Below are 15,316 nucleotides of genomic sequence, written 5' to 3'. Positions count from 1 at the left end.
TGCGGTGGTTTGATGTGGTTGGTAGTGTGAGAGCATGAATATTGGTGATTCTGATTTGAAGACAACGGGGATTGCGCTTGGTGGTAACACCTTTGGGTGGACCGCCGACGTCGCGCAAACCGCAGATATTTTAGATGCGTTCGTTGAACTGGGTGGCACGCTCGTGGACACCGCTGACGTGTACTCAGCTTGGGCAGAAGGCAACGAAGGTGGTGAATCCGAAGCTGCCATGGGGCAGTGGCTAGAAAAGCCGGGCAACCACAAGAAACTAGCGGTCGCCACCAAAGTGTCGCAAAAACCTGGGCGGGAAGGCCTTGCCCCAGAAAACGTTCGTAAAGCAGCCGAAGAGTCATTAGAGCGTTTGCGCATAGATCAGATTGACCTGTACTACGCTCACCAAGATGACGCAGATGTGCCGATGGACGAAATGGCACATGCTTTCTCCGAACTGGCTAGCGAAGGCCTCATAAAAGAAATTGGTCTTTCGAACTTCGAACCAGACCGCCTGGAACTGTGGATGGAAGTAGCGAAAGATAAAGGCTACAAACTACCAGTCGCCCTGCAGCCCCACTACAATCTTGTGTTCCGAAAAGACTTTGAGGCACAACGGCAAGACTTCGCGCGTAAATGGAACCTCGCGGTGTTCCCCTACTTCTCACTGGCAGCCGGGTTCCTCACCGGTAAATACGAGCGGGACACCGCCATTAACGGTGACCGCGCCTCGATGGTAGATGTGTACGTGAACGACCAGGCGTACGACGTGGTTGACGCACTCCGGAAAATCGCGTCTGCCCAAGGCGTAACACCCGCAGCGGTGGCTCTCGCGTGGCTGCGTGCCCGAGATACCGTCGCCGCGCCACTCGCGTCCGCACGCAACGTCGAGCAACTAGAACAAATCATGCCTGGCGCACAGCTGGAACTATCAGACACAGACCTCACCGTTCTAACTGAACTGTCGAAAGGCCTGTAACCAAACTCCAACAGAGCTCCAGTAACAGAACCAAACGGCTGCGCATCCCAACTCCGGGGTGCGCAGCCGTTTTACTTGAACCATTTTCTAACCCCTAGGTACACAGTCCTTGCCGCGCCGCTCCATAACGCTATATCCTAACGTTAAGTTCGAGGGGTCGAATCCGGAAGGGGTGGGGAGCTCGGCTCACCCACCGCAACCTCGAGGAGGCACGTGTGGTAGGCAGTCGCTCTGCGCCGCGCAGGCCCCTCAGGAAAAAATAGCGAAAGGGAACCACATGGAAAACGTAACTGAAACGCTGCGCGAGGCCGGCTTAACAAACCGGTCTGTAGCCGAGTACGTCAACGAATGGGCAGATTTGCTTAAACCAGACAAGATCGAGGTTATTGATGCTAGGGACGACGCGCGATTAATTGAGGAGGCACTCGCGGCTGGGGAGATTGCGCCGGCTGGGGAAGGGCGTTATTACTCGCGGTCGTACCACAAAGACACGGCCCGGTCAGAAGAACGCACGGTTGTTTCCACGCACAACCCGCGGGAGGAGGGCGTGTACAACAACTGGCGCGACGCTAGCCGGGTGACGCAGCTGCAGAAAGAACGCATGACGGGCGCGTTTGCAGGTAAAACCATGTACGTGTTGCCGTACTTAATGGCTCCGGTTGGGTCTCCGTTAGAAAAATGGGCGCGGGGCGTGGAAATCACCGATAACCGCACCGTGTGCCTACAAATGATCCGCATGGCCCGCGTGGGTGTGCAGTATCTAAATGATGTGGAAGATGAGGGTATGTTCGTCCGCGCGGTGCACGTCACTGGCGATTTGCAGAACTTGGGGCAGGGTACTGATCATGACCAACGCCTGTTCGCGACAGTTGCGGATGAGCGCACGATATTGCACTACGGATCCTCCTACGGTGGTAACGCGCTGCTTGGCAAGATTGCGCACGGATTGCGCCAGGCCTCATACGACGGGTGGGTGTCGGGCGAATTCATGTCTGAGCAGTTCATGCTCATCGGAATTAAAGACAAAGTAAAAAACAAAACGTACTACGTGTGCGGCGGATTCCCGTCGGCGTCCGGAAAAACGAATCTTGCGATGATGCTGGCGCCAAAAGCGCTGGGGGAGCGCTACGAAGTGCACTTCTACGGTGACGACATCGTGTGGTTGCGTGTGGGAGACGACGGGCGTATCTACGGAATGAACCCTGAATACGGGGCGTTTGGCGTGGCAAAAGATACAAACTGGAAAACGAACCCCACGGCGATGGACTCGATTGAACCGGGCACGAACGTGCTGTTCACTAACGTGGCTTACAATCCAGATACTCAAGAGGTGTGGTGGGAAGGTAAGACCCCGGATTACCCGCAGGACGTGTCCGGTTGGTTGGACTGGAAAGGGCAGCCGATTGCGAACCGGCCGGCTGACAGGCAGCGTTCTAAGGCTAAGGGAGATGAGTGGGCGCATCCGAACTCGCGGTTCACCACCCAGTTGGGGAATGTGCCGAATGTGGCGCCAGATTACGAGCGGCCACAGGGCGTGCCGATTGACGCGATCATTTTTGGCGGCCGGGTAGCGGATAGGGAACCGCTGATCCGCGCTATTACCGACGTGGCGGAAGGTGTGTACGACGGGTTGACGATGGGCGTGCAAGCCACGTTCGCAGCAGAAGGTAAAGAAGGGGTAATGCGTTATGATCCGATGTCTATGCGTCCATTCATGTCTTATCCGGAGGGTGATTACGCGCAGCACTGGTTGAACGTGATTGGCAGCGCGGAGTATAAACCGATTTTTGCGCACGTGAACTGGTTCCAACGCGACCCCGAGGATGGGCATTTCTTGTGGACTGGTTACCGCGACAACTTGCGGGCGTTGCTGTGGCTGCTGGACCTAAAGGAGGGCAATGTAGAGGGCGTTGCTTCACCAGTTGGGATCTTACCTAAGAAGAGCGAGCTTAACCTGGATGGTTACGAAGGTAGTGACGCAGATTTAGACAAGATTTTGACACTCGATTACGCGGTGTGGTCGCAAGAGATGAAGAGTCGCGAGCAGCATTTGCTGCAGTTTAAAAATTTGCCTGAGGAAATTTGGCAAGCACACCGCAAAGTAGCGCGCGAAGTGCAGGAAGCTCAGAAGTAGTAACGCTGCTCCGCCTAAAATATCGCCGGCGAGTCTCAAGTGCCGTGGTCGTGCTTGAGACTTCGCTGGCGGATTAGTCGTCTTGGAACTTTGGCTCTGGGGCTTTTGATAGGGGGCTGCGAAGTAGCTGCGTGACGACGTATGCTTTTTGTGTCCACTATTATTATTTGAACGGAGTGGTTTTGTGATCATGAGTTTGGCAAAGATCCCCGATTATTGTGTGCCGAATCTTGCGCACACTGGTTCCACCGCCATTTGGGCGGCTGGCGTATCCGCTATCTTGTTGATAGCGGGTATTTTTTTGCTCCTGAGGCGCCGGCGCAACTTCGGTATTGTGGCTGCGTTTGCGGTGCTGGCTCTGGTGCCGATGGGGTTGGCGGTTCCTCAGGCAAATGCGGCTGAGCAAGCGGGAACGGCGAAGGCGTGTCCAGCTGGCTACCACTATGATCCTGCGCGCGATAACGCGGGTGGGGCAGTGACGAAGCCGGGCGCAACCGATCCTGGTGCAAACAAGCCGGGCGATAGTAAACCGGGTGAGGGGAACGAGCCTGGTGCTAGCGGCCCGGGAACCAACAAACCGGGTGAAACCCCGGGTTCGAACCCGTCGGAACCACCGAGTGGGAACGATCCGAACGACAAACGGTCGGATGCGGACGAAAGCTGGATGAAGCCTCAGGCGACGTACACGCTGGCGGCGGATGGGTCGACTGGGAAGACGGCTAGTGGTGAGCAGATTATTAACTGGGATATCGCGAAGAAAACTGTGCGGGCTTACTACAATGCGGATGATAAGGGGATTGCTAATAAGACTCAGTCGCCTTATATTTCGGATGTGACTGCGGTGGTTGGTAAGGCAGCGGAGCAGGTTGCGGACCGGTGTCAGGCTGCGGTGGCTGCGGGTAAGAAGCCGGCGGCAGTGTTCGACTCGGATGATACGACGCTGTTCACTTACGATATGGAAGATGCGTATATGCATTTCATGTTCACGCCAGATAAACAGCAGACATGGTTTGATGGTAATCAAATGCCAGCTACACCGGGAATGGTGGATGTGGTGAAGCGTTTGTCGCAGGCTGGTTGCGAGATTATTGGTTTGACGGGTCGGAAGGATTCGCAGAAGCAGTACACGGTAGATAATTTGGCGGCTGCGGGTTATGTGGATGCGCAGGGTGAGCCGGCGTTCAATATTGACCGGTTCTTCACGAAGTTCAATAAGGGTGCGCAGATGCCTCAGTATTTGCAGAAGCAGGGGCGTTGTGACATGGAAAATAATAAGTGTACGACGGTTCAGTTTAAGGCGGGGACGCGTCAGCATATTCAGGAGGATCTGGGTTACACGATTGTTGGTAACTTTGGGGACCAGTGGTCGGATCTGCAGGGCGGTTATGCGCAGCAGGCGGTGAAGTTGCCGAACCCGTCGTATTACTTGCCGAGCCCGGATTTGCCGGAGGCGGAGCAGGCTGATGCGGCTGCGGGGATGGCTCCGGCGGAGTACACGTGGCAGGTGGCTGCGGATGGTTCGTCTGGGAGTGCGCCCGGTGTTACGGGGGATCAGATTCCGAATATGGATATTGTGAAGGCGACGATCCGCGAGTACTACGGTTCGCATCTTGATGAGGCTGGTGAGCGGGTTGCTGATTTGAACGATTCCCAGTATGCAAAGGAATCGCGGGCGCTTGCTAAGAAGAATGGTGAAGACTTGGTGAAGCGGTGCGCTGCAGGTGTTGCGAAGGGGCAGAAACCGTTGGCGGTGTTCGATGTGGATGACACGATGTTGTTGACGTATTCGATGCAAGAGTCGATGGATTTGAACTGGTCGCACGAAGCTGAGATTGATTATTTGAAGACTAATTATCATTCGCTACCTGCTGTGCCTGGAATGGTGGATGTGGTGAAGGAAGCGAAGAATGCTGGTTGTTCGGTAGCTGTGTTAACTGGGCGTGAGGCACAGCTTACGGATGTTACGAAACGTAACTTGCTTGAGGCTGGGTACCCACAGTTCGACCAGTTTGTTTTGAAGGCGAGTTCGTTGAAGGCTGAGTTACCGGATTGGGTGAGTTGCGCGCAGGACAAGTGCACAACTGTTGAGTACAAGTCTTCGGTGCGTAAGCACTTTGAGAATGACCTTGGCTACCGGGTGGTTGGTAACTTTGGGGATCAGTACTCGGATTTGAAGGGCGGCGCTTCTGACCGCGCCTACAAGGTACCGAACCCCGCGTACTACCTACCGTGATTAGTTAGTAGTTTCTTTTCCCATGAGGCACTGCGGTACTCGATGGACCGTGGTGCCTCATGTTTTACCTACCCTTCTCGTACGGTTTTTGAATATGCGATAATGAAGGCGGAGGGAAGTTGCTCACACCTTGTCTATCTCGCAGAAGTAACTGAAAATCACTAGGTGACAGGACATTTCTGCTGATCAACAAGGTGCTCCCCACGCATGTGGGGATGAGCCCACGCCGAACAGAAAAAATCCCACTCCAGCAGGGTGCTCCCCACGCATGTGGGGATGAGCCTGGCGGGCGACCCAACGCTCGCAGCTAGGTTGGGTGCTCCCCACGCATGTGGGGATGAGCCGCTTATTCCCCGCCCTCAAGTCCTTGAATTACTGTGCTCCCCACGCATGTGGGGATGAGCCCCGGCTCACCACCAACCCTGAGTTCTCCCCACGGTGCTCCCCACGCATGTGGGGATGAGCCGGCCTGGGTCACGGGGTTTTATCTGGCTTTTTGGTGCTCCCCACGCATGTGGGGATGAGCCATCAGCTGTGAAACCACGCAAACCACGACCAGTGTGCTCCCCACGCATGTGGGGATGAGCCCTGGAAGTAATGGACTACTGGCAGCTATACGCAGTGCTCCCCACGCATGTGGGGATGAGCCTTCCCGTCGACGGTGAATCTGGTTTTGGAGGACGTGCTCCCCACGCATGTGGGGATGAGCCCAACCGCCTATCGTCCTCCGATAGGTACAAGCCGTGCTCCCCACGCATGTGGGGATGAGCCTTGCTGTGCTAGTTTCGGGTCCCCCCATTTGACGTGCTCCCCACGCATGTGGGGATGAGCCCATGATCCGGCTTCTCGGAGACCCACTATGCGAGTGCTCCCCACGCATGTGGGGATGAGCCCTGACATCTCCCAGTCTCGCATTAGTCGCATTCGTGCTCCCCGCGCATGTGGGGATGAGCCAACCGCGCCCTGACCATTATCCCTATGATCAAAGTGCTCCCCACGCATGTGGGGATGAGCCGAATATCTGGGAACCGGGGTTTAGTAGCGCTCGGTGCTCCCCACGCATGTGGGGATGAGCCCACGCTCACCGCGGAGCGCCTCACCGGCCACGTGTGCTCCCCACGCATGTGGGGATGAGCCCTGCCAACCCTACGTCGCGCCCTACCCTCGCATGTGCTCCCCACGCATGTGGGGATGAGCCCCACGTTCCGCAAACATATGAACCACGTTCTTAGTGCTCCCCACGCATGTGGGGATGAGCCCCACATCTGTAACATCCACTACACATGCTGCAGGTGCTCCCCACGCATGTGGGGATGAGCCCCACCTACGCGAACGAGGGCCACTACAAAGGTAGTGCTCCCCACGCATGTGGGGATGAGCCGCTGTCAGGGGATATGCTGCAGGACTACGGAGCGTGCTCCCCACGCATGTGGGGATGAGCCCTGAACGAGAAAGCCACTCACGCCGCACAACAGGTGCTCCCCACGCATGTGGGGATGAGCCCAGGAGCCATGGGCAAATACCAAGCCGACCGCCGTGCTCCCCACGCATGTGGGGATGAGCCGCTGGGTCTGTGACTGCGTCTATGAGTCCTGAGGTGCTCCCCACGCATGTGGGGATGAGCCCCCCCGGCAATGGAGGTGACGCAGCAGGCGCATAGTGCTCCCCACGCATGTGGGGATGAGCTGAGAGGAGTTGAGAGAAAATGCTCAACGACATTACCAGAGTGTTTGAAACGATCGATACAGTGGTGATAGCGGCAACCGCCCTCGTCGAAGTTTTTAGACGCAACAGAGACGGGGACGATTAGCCAATCAGGTGAGGCCACCCACAAACAAGGGGGTCTCAGCTTCAACCATACACGAGGAGAAGAGTAGAATGAAACATTTCCGAGGAATCACGCTAACTGGATTGCTGATTGTGATGCTGCTGGTCCTGGACCTGCCTGTAGTGGTGGAGTTCCCACTCGCAGTACTGTCCCTGTGCTTAGCCGTGTACTGGCTGCGAGCGGCCTTGCGGGTCGCGCGATAGGGAGGGTGGAATGACCGTACAGTATTTAACCGTCGCAGATTTTGCGCACAGGTGCTCCCCACGCATGTGGGGATGAGCCCGACAACTACATCACCTACCCACTGCACGCCATGTGCTCCCCACGCATGTTCGGATGCTCTAAATGGGGTGTTTGTGAACCGGATTTCAAAGGGGGCTACAACAAATGAGAACTATAGCCGCTCGTGTTTGGGGTGATAGCTAGTTCTGGATCATTTCCATGCGGATAGATGGTGTGCAGCGCCCGACCCAAGCATTTTCCCTCACTGAAACGCAAGTTATGGTTGATTACCTTTTGGATGCCTGCGGGCAAGGTGACGTTCGCGCCGATCTCCACGTCCTTTGCTAGCTCTACACTAGTTCTTGTGTACGAGGCTCGTGTCGCTGTGTGAGTCCAACTTGTCGCTTGTGTCTGTGCATGTGAGTCCACCTTGTCGCTTGTGCCGCGCTGCCACACAATAATCCGTCTAACGCTGACACTTGGATATGGACGGCCGTTAGATGCGTACAGATATGAGTGTTACAACTACCACACGACCTCGCCGTAGAGCGCACGCCTAGCAGTTGGCAATGAGCAGCTGATGTGGCATTTTCCGTAGCGGGCTGGGTATGCAATACCGGTAGTAAGAAGGCCGTGCGCGGTTAGGATCGGTTCCACTCCTCCGGCGAGCCATTCTTTATGCAGACCCGTTCTTGCAGCGACTTGGCCCTCCCCTCAACTGATCTTTCAGCGGGATTAACAACTATCTGATCTAGCGATATACCTCCAAATCGTACCCGCCACGCGTTTCTAACCACAGTCGGACTATACGGAAGTTTTTTAAAGGTAAAAGGTGAACCAGAATTGCGCTACATATTAAGAAAAACCCCGCCATTTCAACGAAACAGCGGGGTACTGCGGAGGATGGGGGATTCGAACCCCCGAGGGCTTGCACCCAACCCGCTTTCCAAGCGAGCGCCATAGGCCACTAGGCGAATCCTCCAGTGGTTGAGTCTGCGTCGCATAAAGCCTGTTACCTCAACGGTTTGCTCATTGTCCGAAGAGGTGCTTTAGTGCCTCAGACGAAAACACAACAGCATAAAGTGTAGCTAATTGTGTCTACGTAAGTCGAACTAGACGTTGTCAGATCCGTAACACTGAATTACTAGGCGGATTGGGAACCTCTCAAAATACGCATTTCCACACATAAGAACCACATGAGAACCAGTGGGGCCCGTGGCGTACCATTGGTAGTTGGTAGTTGGTAGTTGGTAGTTGGTAGTTGGTGGTTGCGGTGCGGCGTCGGTGTCACGTCGTAAATAACCAGGCCGGGAGGGGACGTGTCGAAAACGAAGAAAGCAGCAGGTTCAGAAAGCACAGCGGCACTGCAAGAGCTGCATAATAAAGGCATTGCGTTTGAGGAACTTGCGTACCACCACGAGAATGATTTCGACGGTGGGTTCGGTAAAGAAGCGGCGCAGAAGCTTGGATACGACCCTTCGGAGGTGTTCAAAACTTTGATCATTGAGGTTGATGATGAACCGTACTCGGTGATTATCAGCGCGGCGGACCGCGTGTCCCTCAAGAACCTGGCGCGCGTAACTAAAGGGAAGAAAGCTAGTTTCATGGATCCGCACAAAGCGCAGGTGCGAACAGGTTACGTGGTCGGTGGCATCAGCCCGTTCGGGCAAAAACGTCCCTGCCCGGTGGTGGTTGACGCGCACGCAACAACACTTGAATACATGATTGTGTCTGGGGGTGGACGGGGGCTTTCCGTGCGGCTACGAACCCGCGACCTCATCGAAGCAACCCACGCAATAGTTGGCGATTTTGCCGCCAGGTAGATGCACAATGCCCGCCCGGTAGATGTGCAGTTACCACCCGGTGGCCACCCCAACTAGTTGGCAGCCAACCAAGTGTTCACTAACTAGCCGCCAACCAGCCAAGTGGCCGCCAACCAGCCGCCCGGTAGCTACCGTGGTTAGACAGACATGATTAAGAGTCGGAGTTCAGGTTAGAGTTCAACTGTGAGTACAGCACTGTATCGTCGGTATCGTCCCGAAACGTTTGATGAGGTGATTGGGCAGTCCCACGTCACCGAACCCCTTAAAGCAGCTCTGCGTGCTAACCGGGTGACGCACGCGTACTTGTTCTCAGGCCCGCGAGGGTGCGGGAAAACCACGTCCGCGCGGATCCTTGCCCGATGTCTGAACTGTGCACAAGGCCCCACGGACACTCCGTGTGGTAAATGTGAGTCCTGCGTGGAACTAGCCACAGGTGGCCCCGGTTCCTTAGACGTGATAGAGATCGACGCGGCCTCCCACAACGGTGTTGACGACGCTCGGGAACTGCGTGAACGCGCCACGTTCGCGCCGGTGCGCGACAGGTACCGCGTATTCATTCTTGACGAAGCACATATGGTTACGCAGCAGGGATTTAACGCGCTTTTGAAGCTGGTGGAAGAACCTCCGGAGCATGTTAAATTCATTTTCGCTACTACGGAACCAGAGCGGGTTATCGGGACGATTCGCTCGCGTACTCACCACTACCCGTTCCGCCTGGTGCCCGGCGATATCATGATGCCGTTCCTGCAGGACGTGTGCGACCGTGAAGCGATCAGTGTTGAAGAAGGTGTGCTTTCTCTGGTGGTGCGGGCCGGTGGCGGGTCCGTGCGAGATTCTTTGTCGGTTCTTGACCAGTTGATGGCCGGCAGTGCGGATTCGCAGTTAACGTATGAAAGTGCGGTTGCCCTACTTGGGTATACGGATGACGCGCTTTTGGATGACGCGGTTGGTGCGTTAGCGCAATCCGATGGGGCCCGTATTTATAGTGCGGTTGAGCGGATGGTTGATTCCGGGCACGATCCGCGCCGCTTTGTTGAGGACTTGCTGCAGCGCCTGCGGGATCTGCTGATTATCACTGTTGCCGGTGAGGGCGCGCGCGACATTCTGGGGCAGCTGCCTAAAGCGCAGGTGGATGCCATGTATGAGCAAGCGAAAGAATGGAATCCGGCGCGGTTGTCGCGGGCAGCAGATTTAGCTGATGAAGCGTTGCGCACCATGGTTGGGGCAACGTCACCTCGTCTGCAACTAGAGTTACTTGTTGGCCGCATTTTAGTGGAGGCCTCGCAAGCTGCGGTGTCGCCGCATTCTCAGGTAAGTGGAGCTTTTGCCGCGGGGCCGCAGGGAGTCGGGGCGCAACCCACGGCCTCGCAGGCGTCTGGTGCGCGACCAGCAGGACCTCAGGGGAATGGACCACAATCTGCCGGGCCGCAGGCAACTGGTGAAGGTGAGGAACCGCTGTCTAACGCGCAGATTGCTCGGGCGGAACTGCGGCGGATGCAAGCGGAAAGACGGCGTGCCCAGCAAGCGGAACTTCAGAAAGCAGAGCCGGAACCCCAAGCTCAGCAGCCCGCACAGACGCCTGCGGATGCCTCGCGTGCAGTACAACCCCGTACGACAGAGCCGGAACCTGCGCAAACACCTGCAGCCATTGCGCGACCAGAGCGAAAACCAGCTGCAACCACCCCTCAGGCAGGGCAAGAATCGGCTACCGGAATGCCGCAGAGAGAGCAAGAATCGGCTGCTGAACGGACAGAGCCGGTAAATGCAGGATCTGTCGAACGGGATCGCGCGCCGATGCAGGATACGGGTGGTGACACCGTTCAGGGTAGTTGGGAGCGGTTCCTTGAAACTGTGCGCACGCTCCGGTCTTCGTCGCGGTCACTTATGGAGAACGCGGACGTGGTGGCGGAAGACACGGAGTCAGTTACGTTCGGGTTGATGAACGACACGCTCGTGCGTATCTTCATGAGTGGGCACGCACCAATAATCGCGCAGGCGGTTAAGCAGGTTACTGGCAGTGCAAAAACCGTTCAGGGCGTGGTTAAAGGGCAAGAACCGGGTGGCGCTCCGGCTGCTTACGATCACCAACCGGACAGAACCATGCCGTCCGCACGCTCCGCAAGTGTTCCTGCGGCGCATAGTGCTGCGGAAACCTCCAGGAATTCAGGTAGTTCCGGTTGGGGGCCTGTGGCGGTACCTGGTCGCGGACGAAACCAAACCGCACGCACCGCAGAGCAAAACACTTCCACCCATGAGGGGTCCGCGCAACCCCATGAGCCCCATAATCCATCTGAGCAGGGCACCCCCTCGGGGCAAAAAAACGCAGCCGAACCTGCGGACGACTCAGCAGGCAAACCCGCCAGTGGTTCGGCAGGGGATGCGGCAAATAATGCGACGGAGGTGGCGAAAGATCCGCAGTCAGACAGGTACGCGTCCGCGGAAGATGAAGGCACTGGGCTAGCGGAGAATATTGCGCAAACCAGTGACGAACCTGCAGTACCGTCGCTGAATGTGCCTGAAGAAAAACCAGAGGGCGAATCCACTGCAGATGCGCGAGCGCAGGCGGACGACATTCCGCCAAGCGAAGCATTCGCTACAAGCACGCAAACGCAGGCGGGTCACAATGCTCCGCACAGTCAGCCGAACCATATTCCAAAAAGCGAAACACCTGCCCATGACCCACAAACCCAGCCGGGTGCCCGTGACGGAAACGAGGAAACAGGTGCCGATACAGACGCGGATTTCACGGGTGGAGCGCGTAGGGATGACGCGGATTTCACGGGTGGGGCGCGTAGGGATGACGCGTCGGTCGAGTCCACAGTACAGATAGGTTACCCGGTGGTAGAAAAACTGTTGGACGCCCGCATCCTTGAAGAAATCCCAGAAAACCCAGAGGGTGGTAGATAGTGTACGAAGGTGCTTTAGCGGACCTGATTGAAGAGCTCGGTACGCTCCCGGGGGTTGGGCCTAAATCAGCGTCCCGGATTGCGTTCCACATTTTAGCGTCCGATAAAGATGAGGTGTTCCGGCTCGCGGACGCCCTCAAGCAAGTTAAAGAAAAAGTCAGGTTTTGCGAAATTTGTGGCAATATTGCCGAAGGGCAGAAATGCTCTGTGTGCCTGGATCCGCGCCGCGACCAAACCGTAATCTGCGTGGTAGAAGAAGCGAAAGATGTGGAAGTAATCGAACGTACCGGTTCATACCGCGGGCTCTACCACGTGCTTGGTGGTGCGATCGACCCAATTAGAGGTGTGGGCCCAGACCAGTTGCGGATCCGTTCGCTCATGTCCCGGTTGTCAAACGCGGTTAAGGAAGTCATTCTGGCTACCGACCCGAATATTGAGGGGGAAGCCACCGCTACTTACCTGGCGCGCATGCTGGAATCAATGCAGGTGCCAACCTCGCGGCTGGCACTCGGCCTACCGGTTGGTGGGGACTTGGAATACGCGGACGAAGTGACCCTCGGGCGCGCATTCGAAGGCCGCCGCACCGTGGAGTGGTAGAGGAATGCGTGTTCACTCACTGGTCGTCCTAAAGAACGTGTAAAGGAACGGTTTAAACTGAGGGCAGGTTGCGTGCGCCAACTGCGTAGCCACCAGTAAGATTGGCTAGAAAAACCAGCTAGTTGGATCACGGGTATGCAAACCAACAGGGCCTGTAGTTCGGTCACGGCCGGAACTGTAGGAAAGAGGTAGGAGAGAACGCGTGGCACTCATTGTGCAGAAATACGGTGGCTCATCCGTGTCAGATGCGCGGGCGATGCTGCGGGTGGCTGAGCGCATAGTGGACGCTCGTAAAGCCGGTCACAACGTGGTTGTGGTGGTGTCCGCGATGGGGGACACCACTGATGATCTACTGGACCTGGCAAGCCAACTGAACCCGGACCCACCGATGCGAGAGATGGATATGCTGCTGTCCGCTGGTGAACGCGTCTCCATGTCGTTGCTGGCAATGGCGATTAACAACATGGGGGTTAAAGCCATGTCCTACACGGGTGCGCAGGCGGGGGTGTTAACCGATAGGCATTTCGGTAAAGCCCAAGTGACCGGCATGGTGCCAGAACGCGTGGCCCGCGCAATCCATGATGGGGTCGTGGCGATCGTCGCTGGGTTCCAAGGTGTTTCCTCAGACGACGAAGTCACTACGCTTGGGCGTGGCGGTTCAGACACCACAGCGGTGGCGCTCGCAGCAGCGCTCCACGCGGACGTGTGCGAGATTTACACCGACGTGGATGGCCTGTTCACCGCGGACCCACGGATCGTGCCGACCGCCCAGCGGATCTGCCGGATCAGACAAGAAGAAACCCTAGAACTAGCGGCCCACGGGGCAAAAATCCTGCACCTACGCGCAGTCGAGTTCGCCCGCCGCTACAATGTGCCCCTGCACGTGCGTTCCTCGTTTTCAAAACTAGATGGCACTTGGATCGCTAACGACCCCGCCCACCCAGAACTAGAAGGTATCGTCCCCGACGCGGCATTAGAGGAGGAAGCTGTGGAAGCTCCAATCATTTCAGGGATCGCCCACGACAGGTCCCAAGCGAAAATCACGATAATTGGTTTAGATGACAAGCCTGGCACGGCAGCTCGTTTATTCTCCCTGGTGGCGGGTGCGGACGCGAATATTGACATGATCGTGCAGAACCTTCCCACGTCCGGTTCCGGACGGGCAAATATTTCGTTTACTTTGCCTGAGGTAGATGGTGAACGCACGATGCAGGTGCTTCGCGATGCACAAGCTGAACTTGGTTTCAAAGAAATGCACTATTCGGAAGGGATCGGCATCCTCTCGTTAGTTGGTGCGGGGATGCGCACCAACCCGGGGGTGTCCGCTAAATTGTTCGACGCCCTGTCGCAAGCCGGTATTAACATCGACCTGATTTCCACGTCAGAGATCCGCATCTCCGTCGTTGTTAAATATGAGCAGTTAGACGCCGCGGTTCGAGCCGTACACTCTGCTTTCGACCTAGATTCAACCGATAGTGAAGCTGTTGTTTATGGAGGGAGCGGACGATGAAAGAACTAACTCTGGCAGTCGTCGGAGCCACCGGGCAGGTGGGCCGGGTTATGCGAACAATACTGGAAGAACGCGAGTTTCCAGCAACTCACGTCCGTTTCTTCTCATCCGCCCGGTCTGCCGGCACAGAGTTGGAGTACGCGGGTAAAACCGTTGTGGTAGAAGACGTGGCGACTGCGGATTACTCCGGTATTGAGATAGCTGTGTTCTCTGCGGGCGCCAGTGCCTCACGCGAATACGCCCCAAAATTCGCCGCCGCCGGAGCCGTGGTGGTAGACAACTCGTCTGCGTGGCGGGGCGATAAAGACGTGCCACTGGTGGTAACTGAAGCGAACCCGCAGGCTATCGCCCATCGACCCAAAGGGATTATCGCGAACCCGAACTGTACCACCATGGCGGCAATCCCAGTGCTGAAACCACTCCACGACGCCGCGGGGCTAAAACGCCTGTTCATCTCTAGCTACCAGGCGGTGTCCGGATCCGGGTTGGCGGGCGTTAACGAACTAATCAGCCAGGTGAAAGCCGGGGCGGAACAAGACCTGACGCAACTGGTCACAAACGGGCACGCACTAGACCTACCGGACCCGCAGGTGTACGCCGCCCCAATCGCATTTGACGTGGTGGCGCTCGCGGGCAACCTAGTTGACGACGGGTCCGCGGAGACTGATGAGGAACAAAAACTACGCAACGAATCACGCAAAATCCTCGACCTACCTGACTTGGCGGTGTCTGGTACGTGCGTGCGCGTCCCCGTTTTCACCGGGCACACGTTGACTATTCACGCGCAGTTCAACCAACCCATATCCCCTCAAGAAGCAAAGAAACTGTTGGAACACGCGCCCGGTGTGGACGTGGTGGAGGTACCCACGCCGCTCGCGGCTGCTGGGCAAGATAATTCGCTGGTGGGGCGAATCCGGCAAGACCAAGCCGTTGAAGATGGGCGCGGCCTGGTGCTCGTGGTTGCGGGTGATAATCTGCGCAAAGGGGCGGCGTTAAATACGGTGCAGATCGCGGAGCTCGTGGCACAAGAGGAGAACGTGTAGGCCGAAAACGCAGCCTAAGAAATCGAGATAACACCCAGAAAAACGTGTTC

Annotated in this window: 9 protein-coding genes, 1 tRNA gene and 1 CRISPR repeat array; of the genes, 9 read left to right on the top strand and 1 reads right to left on the bottom strand. The window is 56.7% G+C overall.

The genetic code is table 11. The features are described from left to right. The first annotated feature begins 34 nt into the window (after positions 1 to 34). The 4 genes from CJ187_RS06775 to CJ187_RS06760 all read left to right on the top strand — a co-directional run bounded on the left by CJ187_RS06775 (position 35) and on the right by CJ187_RS06760 (position 7,368). A complete protein-coding gene (locus tag CJ187_RS06775; protein WP_102216831.1) occupies positions 35 to 970 on the top strand; it encodes an aldo/keto reductase in 936 nt (311 codons plus the stop codon). Between the two features lie 277 nt (positions 971 to 1,247). Continuing rightward, a complete protein-coding gene (locus CJ187_RS06770) occupies positions 1,248 to 3,104 on the top strand; it encodes a phosphoenolpyruvate carboxykinase (GTP) (protein WP_102216830.1) in 1,857 nt (618 codons plus the stop codon). A gap of 190 nt (positions 3,105 to 3,294) precedes the next feature. Continuing rightward, complete coding sequence (locus tag CJ187_RS06765) at positions 3,295 to 5,337, top strand: HAD family acid phosphatase (RefSeq protein WP_102216829.1); 2,043 nt, start codon at positions 3,295 to 3,297, stop codon at positions 5,335 to 5,337. Between the two features lie 194 nt (positions 5,338 to 5,531). After that, a CRISPR array of direct repeats spans positions 5,532 to 7,024; the repeat unit is 28 nt; unit sequence GTGCTCCCCACGCATGTGGGGATGAGCC. Positions 7,025 to 7,215: 191 nt separating this feature from the next. Beyond that, entirely contained in the window at positions 7,216 to 7,368 is a 153-nt protein-coding gene (locus CJ187_RS06760; protein WP_158237748.1) for a hypothetical protein, read from the top strand. Between the two features lie 916 nt (positions 7,369 to 8,284). Here the strand turns inward: CJ187_RS06760 and CJ187_RS06755 are convergent. Beyond that, positions 8,285 to 8,369, bottom strand: a tRNA-Ser gene (locus CJ187_RS06755). A gap of 337 nt (positions 8,370 to 8,706) precedes the next feature. On the opposite strand from CJ187_RS06755, the gene ybaK reads away from it, so the two are divergent. The 5 genes from ybaK to CJ187_RS06730 all read left to right on the top strand — a co-directional run bounded on the left by ybaK (position 8,707) and on the right by CJ187_RS06730 (position 15,266). Continuing rightward, positions 8,707 to 9,210 (top strand): Cys-tRNA(Pro) deacylase, encoded by a 504-nt coding sequence (gene ybaK, locus CJ187_RS06750; protein WP_233187378.1) that lies wholly within the window; start codon positions 8,707 to 8,709, stop codon positions 9,208 to 9,210. 183 nt (positions 9,211 to 9,393) lie between these two features. Next, complete coding sequence (locus CJ187_RS06745) at positions 9,394 to 12,117, top strand: DNA polymerase III subunit gamma and tau (protein WP_233187377.1); 2,724 nt, start codon at positions 9,394 to 9,396, stop codon at positions 12,115 to 12,117. Beyond that, entirely contained in the window at positions 12,117 to 12,713 is a 597-nt protein-coding gene (gene recR / locus CJ187_RS06740) for a recombination mediator RecR (RefSeq protein ID WP_102216828.1), read from the top strand. Before CJ187_RS06745 ends, recR begins: the two co-directional genes overlap by 1 nt. Positions 12,714 to 12,915: 202 nt before the next feature. Next, positions 12,916 to 14,223 carry an aspartate kinase gene (locus CJ187_RS06735; RefSeq protein ID WP_102216827.1) on the top strand — a complete coding sequence of 436 codons (1,308 nt, stop codon included), beginning with the start codon at positions 12,916 to 12,918 and terminating at the stop codon, positions 14,221 to 14,223. After that, positions 14,220 to 15,266 (top strand): aspartate-semialdehyde dehydrogenase, encoded by a 1,047-nt coding sequence (locus tag CJ187_RS06730; protein WP_102216826.1) that lies wholly within the window; start codon positions 14,220 to 14,222, stop codon positions 15,264 to 15,266. The genes CJ187_RS06735 and CJ187_RS06730 overlap by 4 nt, the downstream gene beginning before the upstream one ends. Positions 15,267 to 15,316: the final 50 nt, after the last annotated feature.

It is taken from the genome of Gleimia hominis (assembly GCF_002871945.2).
In the GTDB taxonomy this organism is placed as follows: domain Bacteria; phylum Actinomycetota; class Actinomycetes; order Actinomycetales; family Actinomycetaceae; genus Gleimia; species Gleimia hominis_A.
This window is presented reverse-complemented; position numbering and strand designations above follow the sequence as displayed.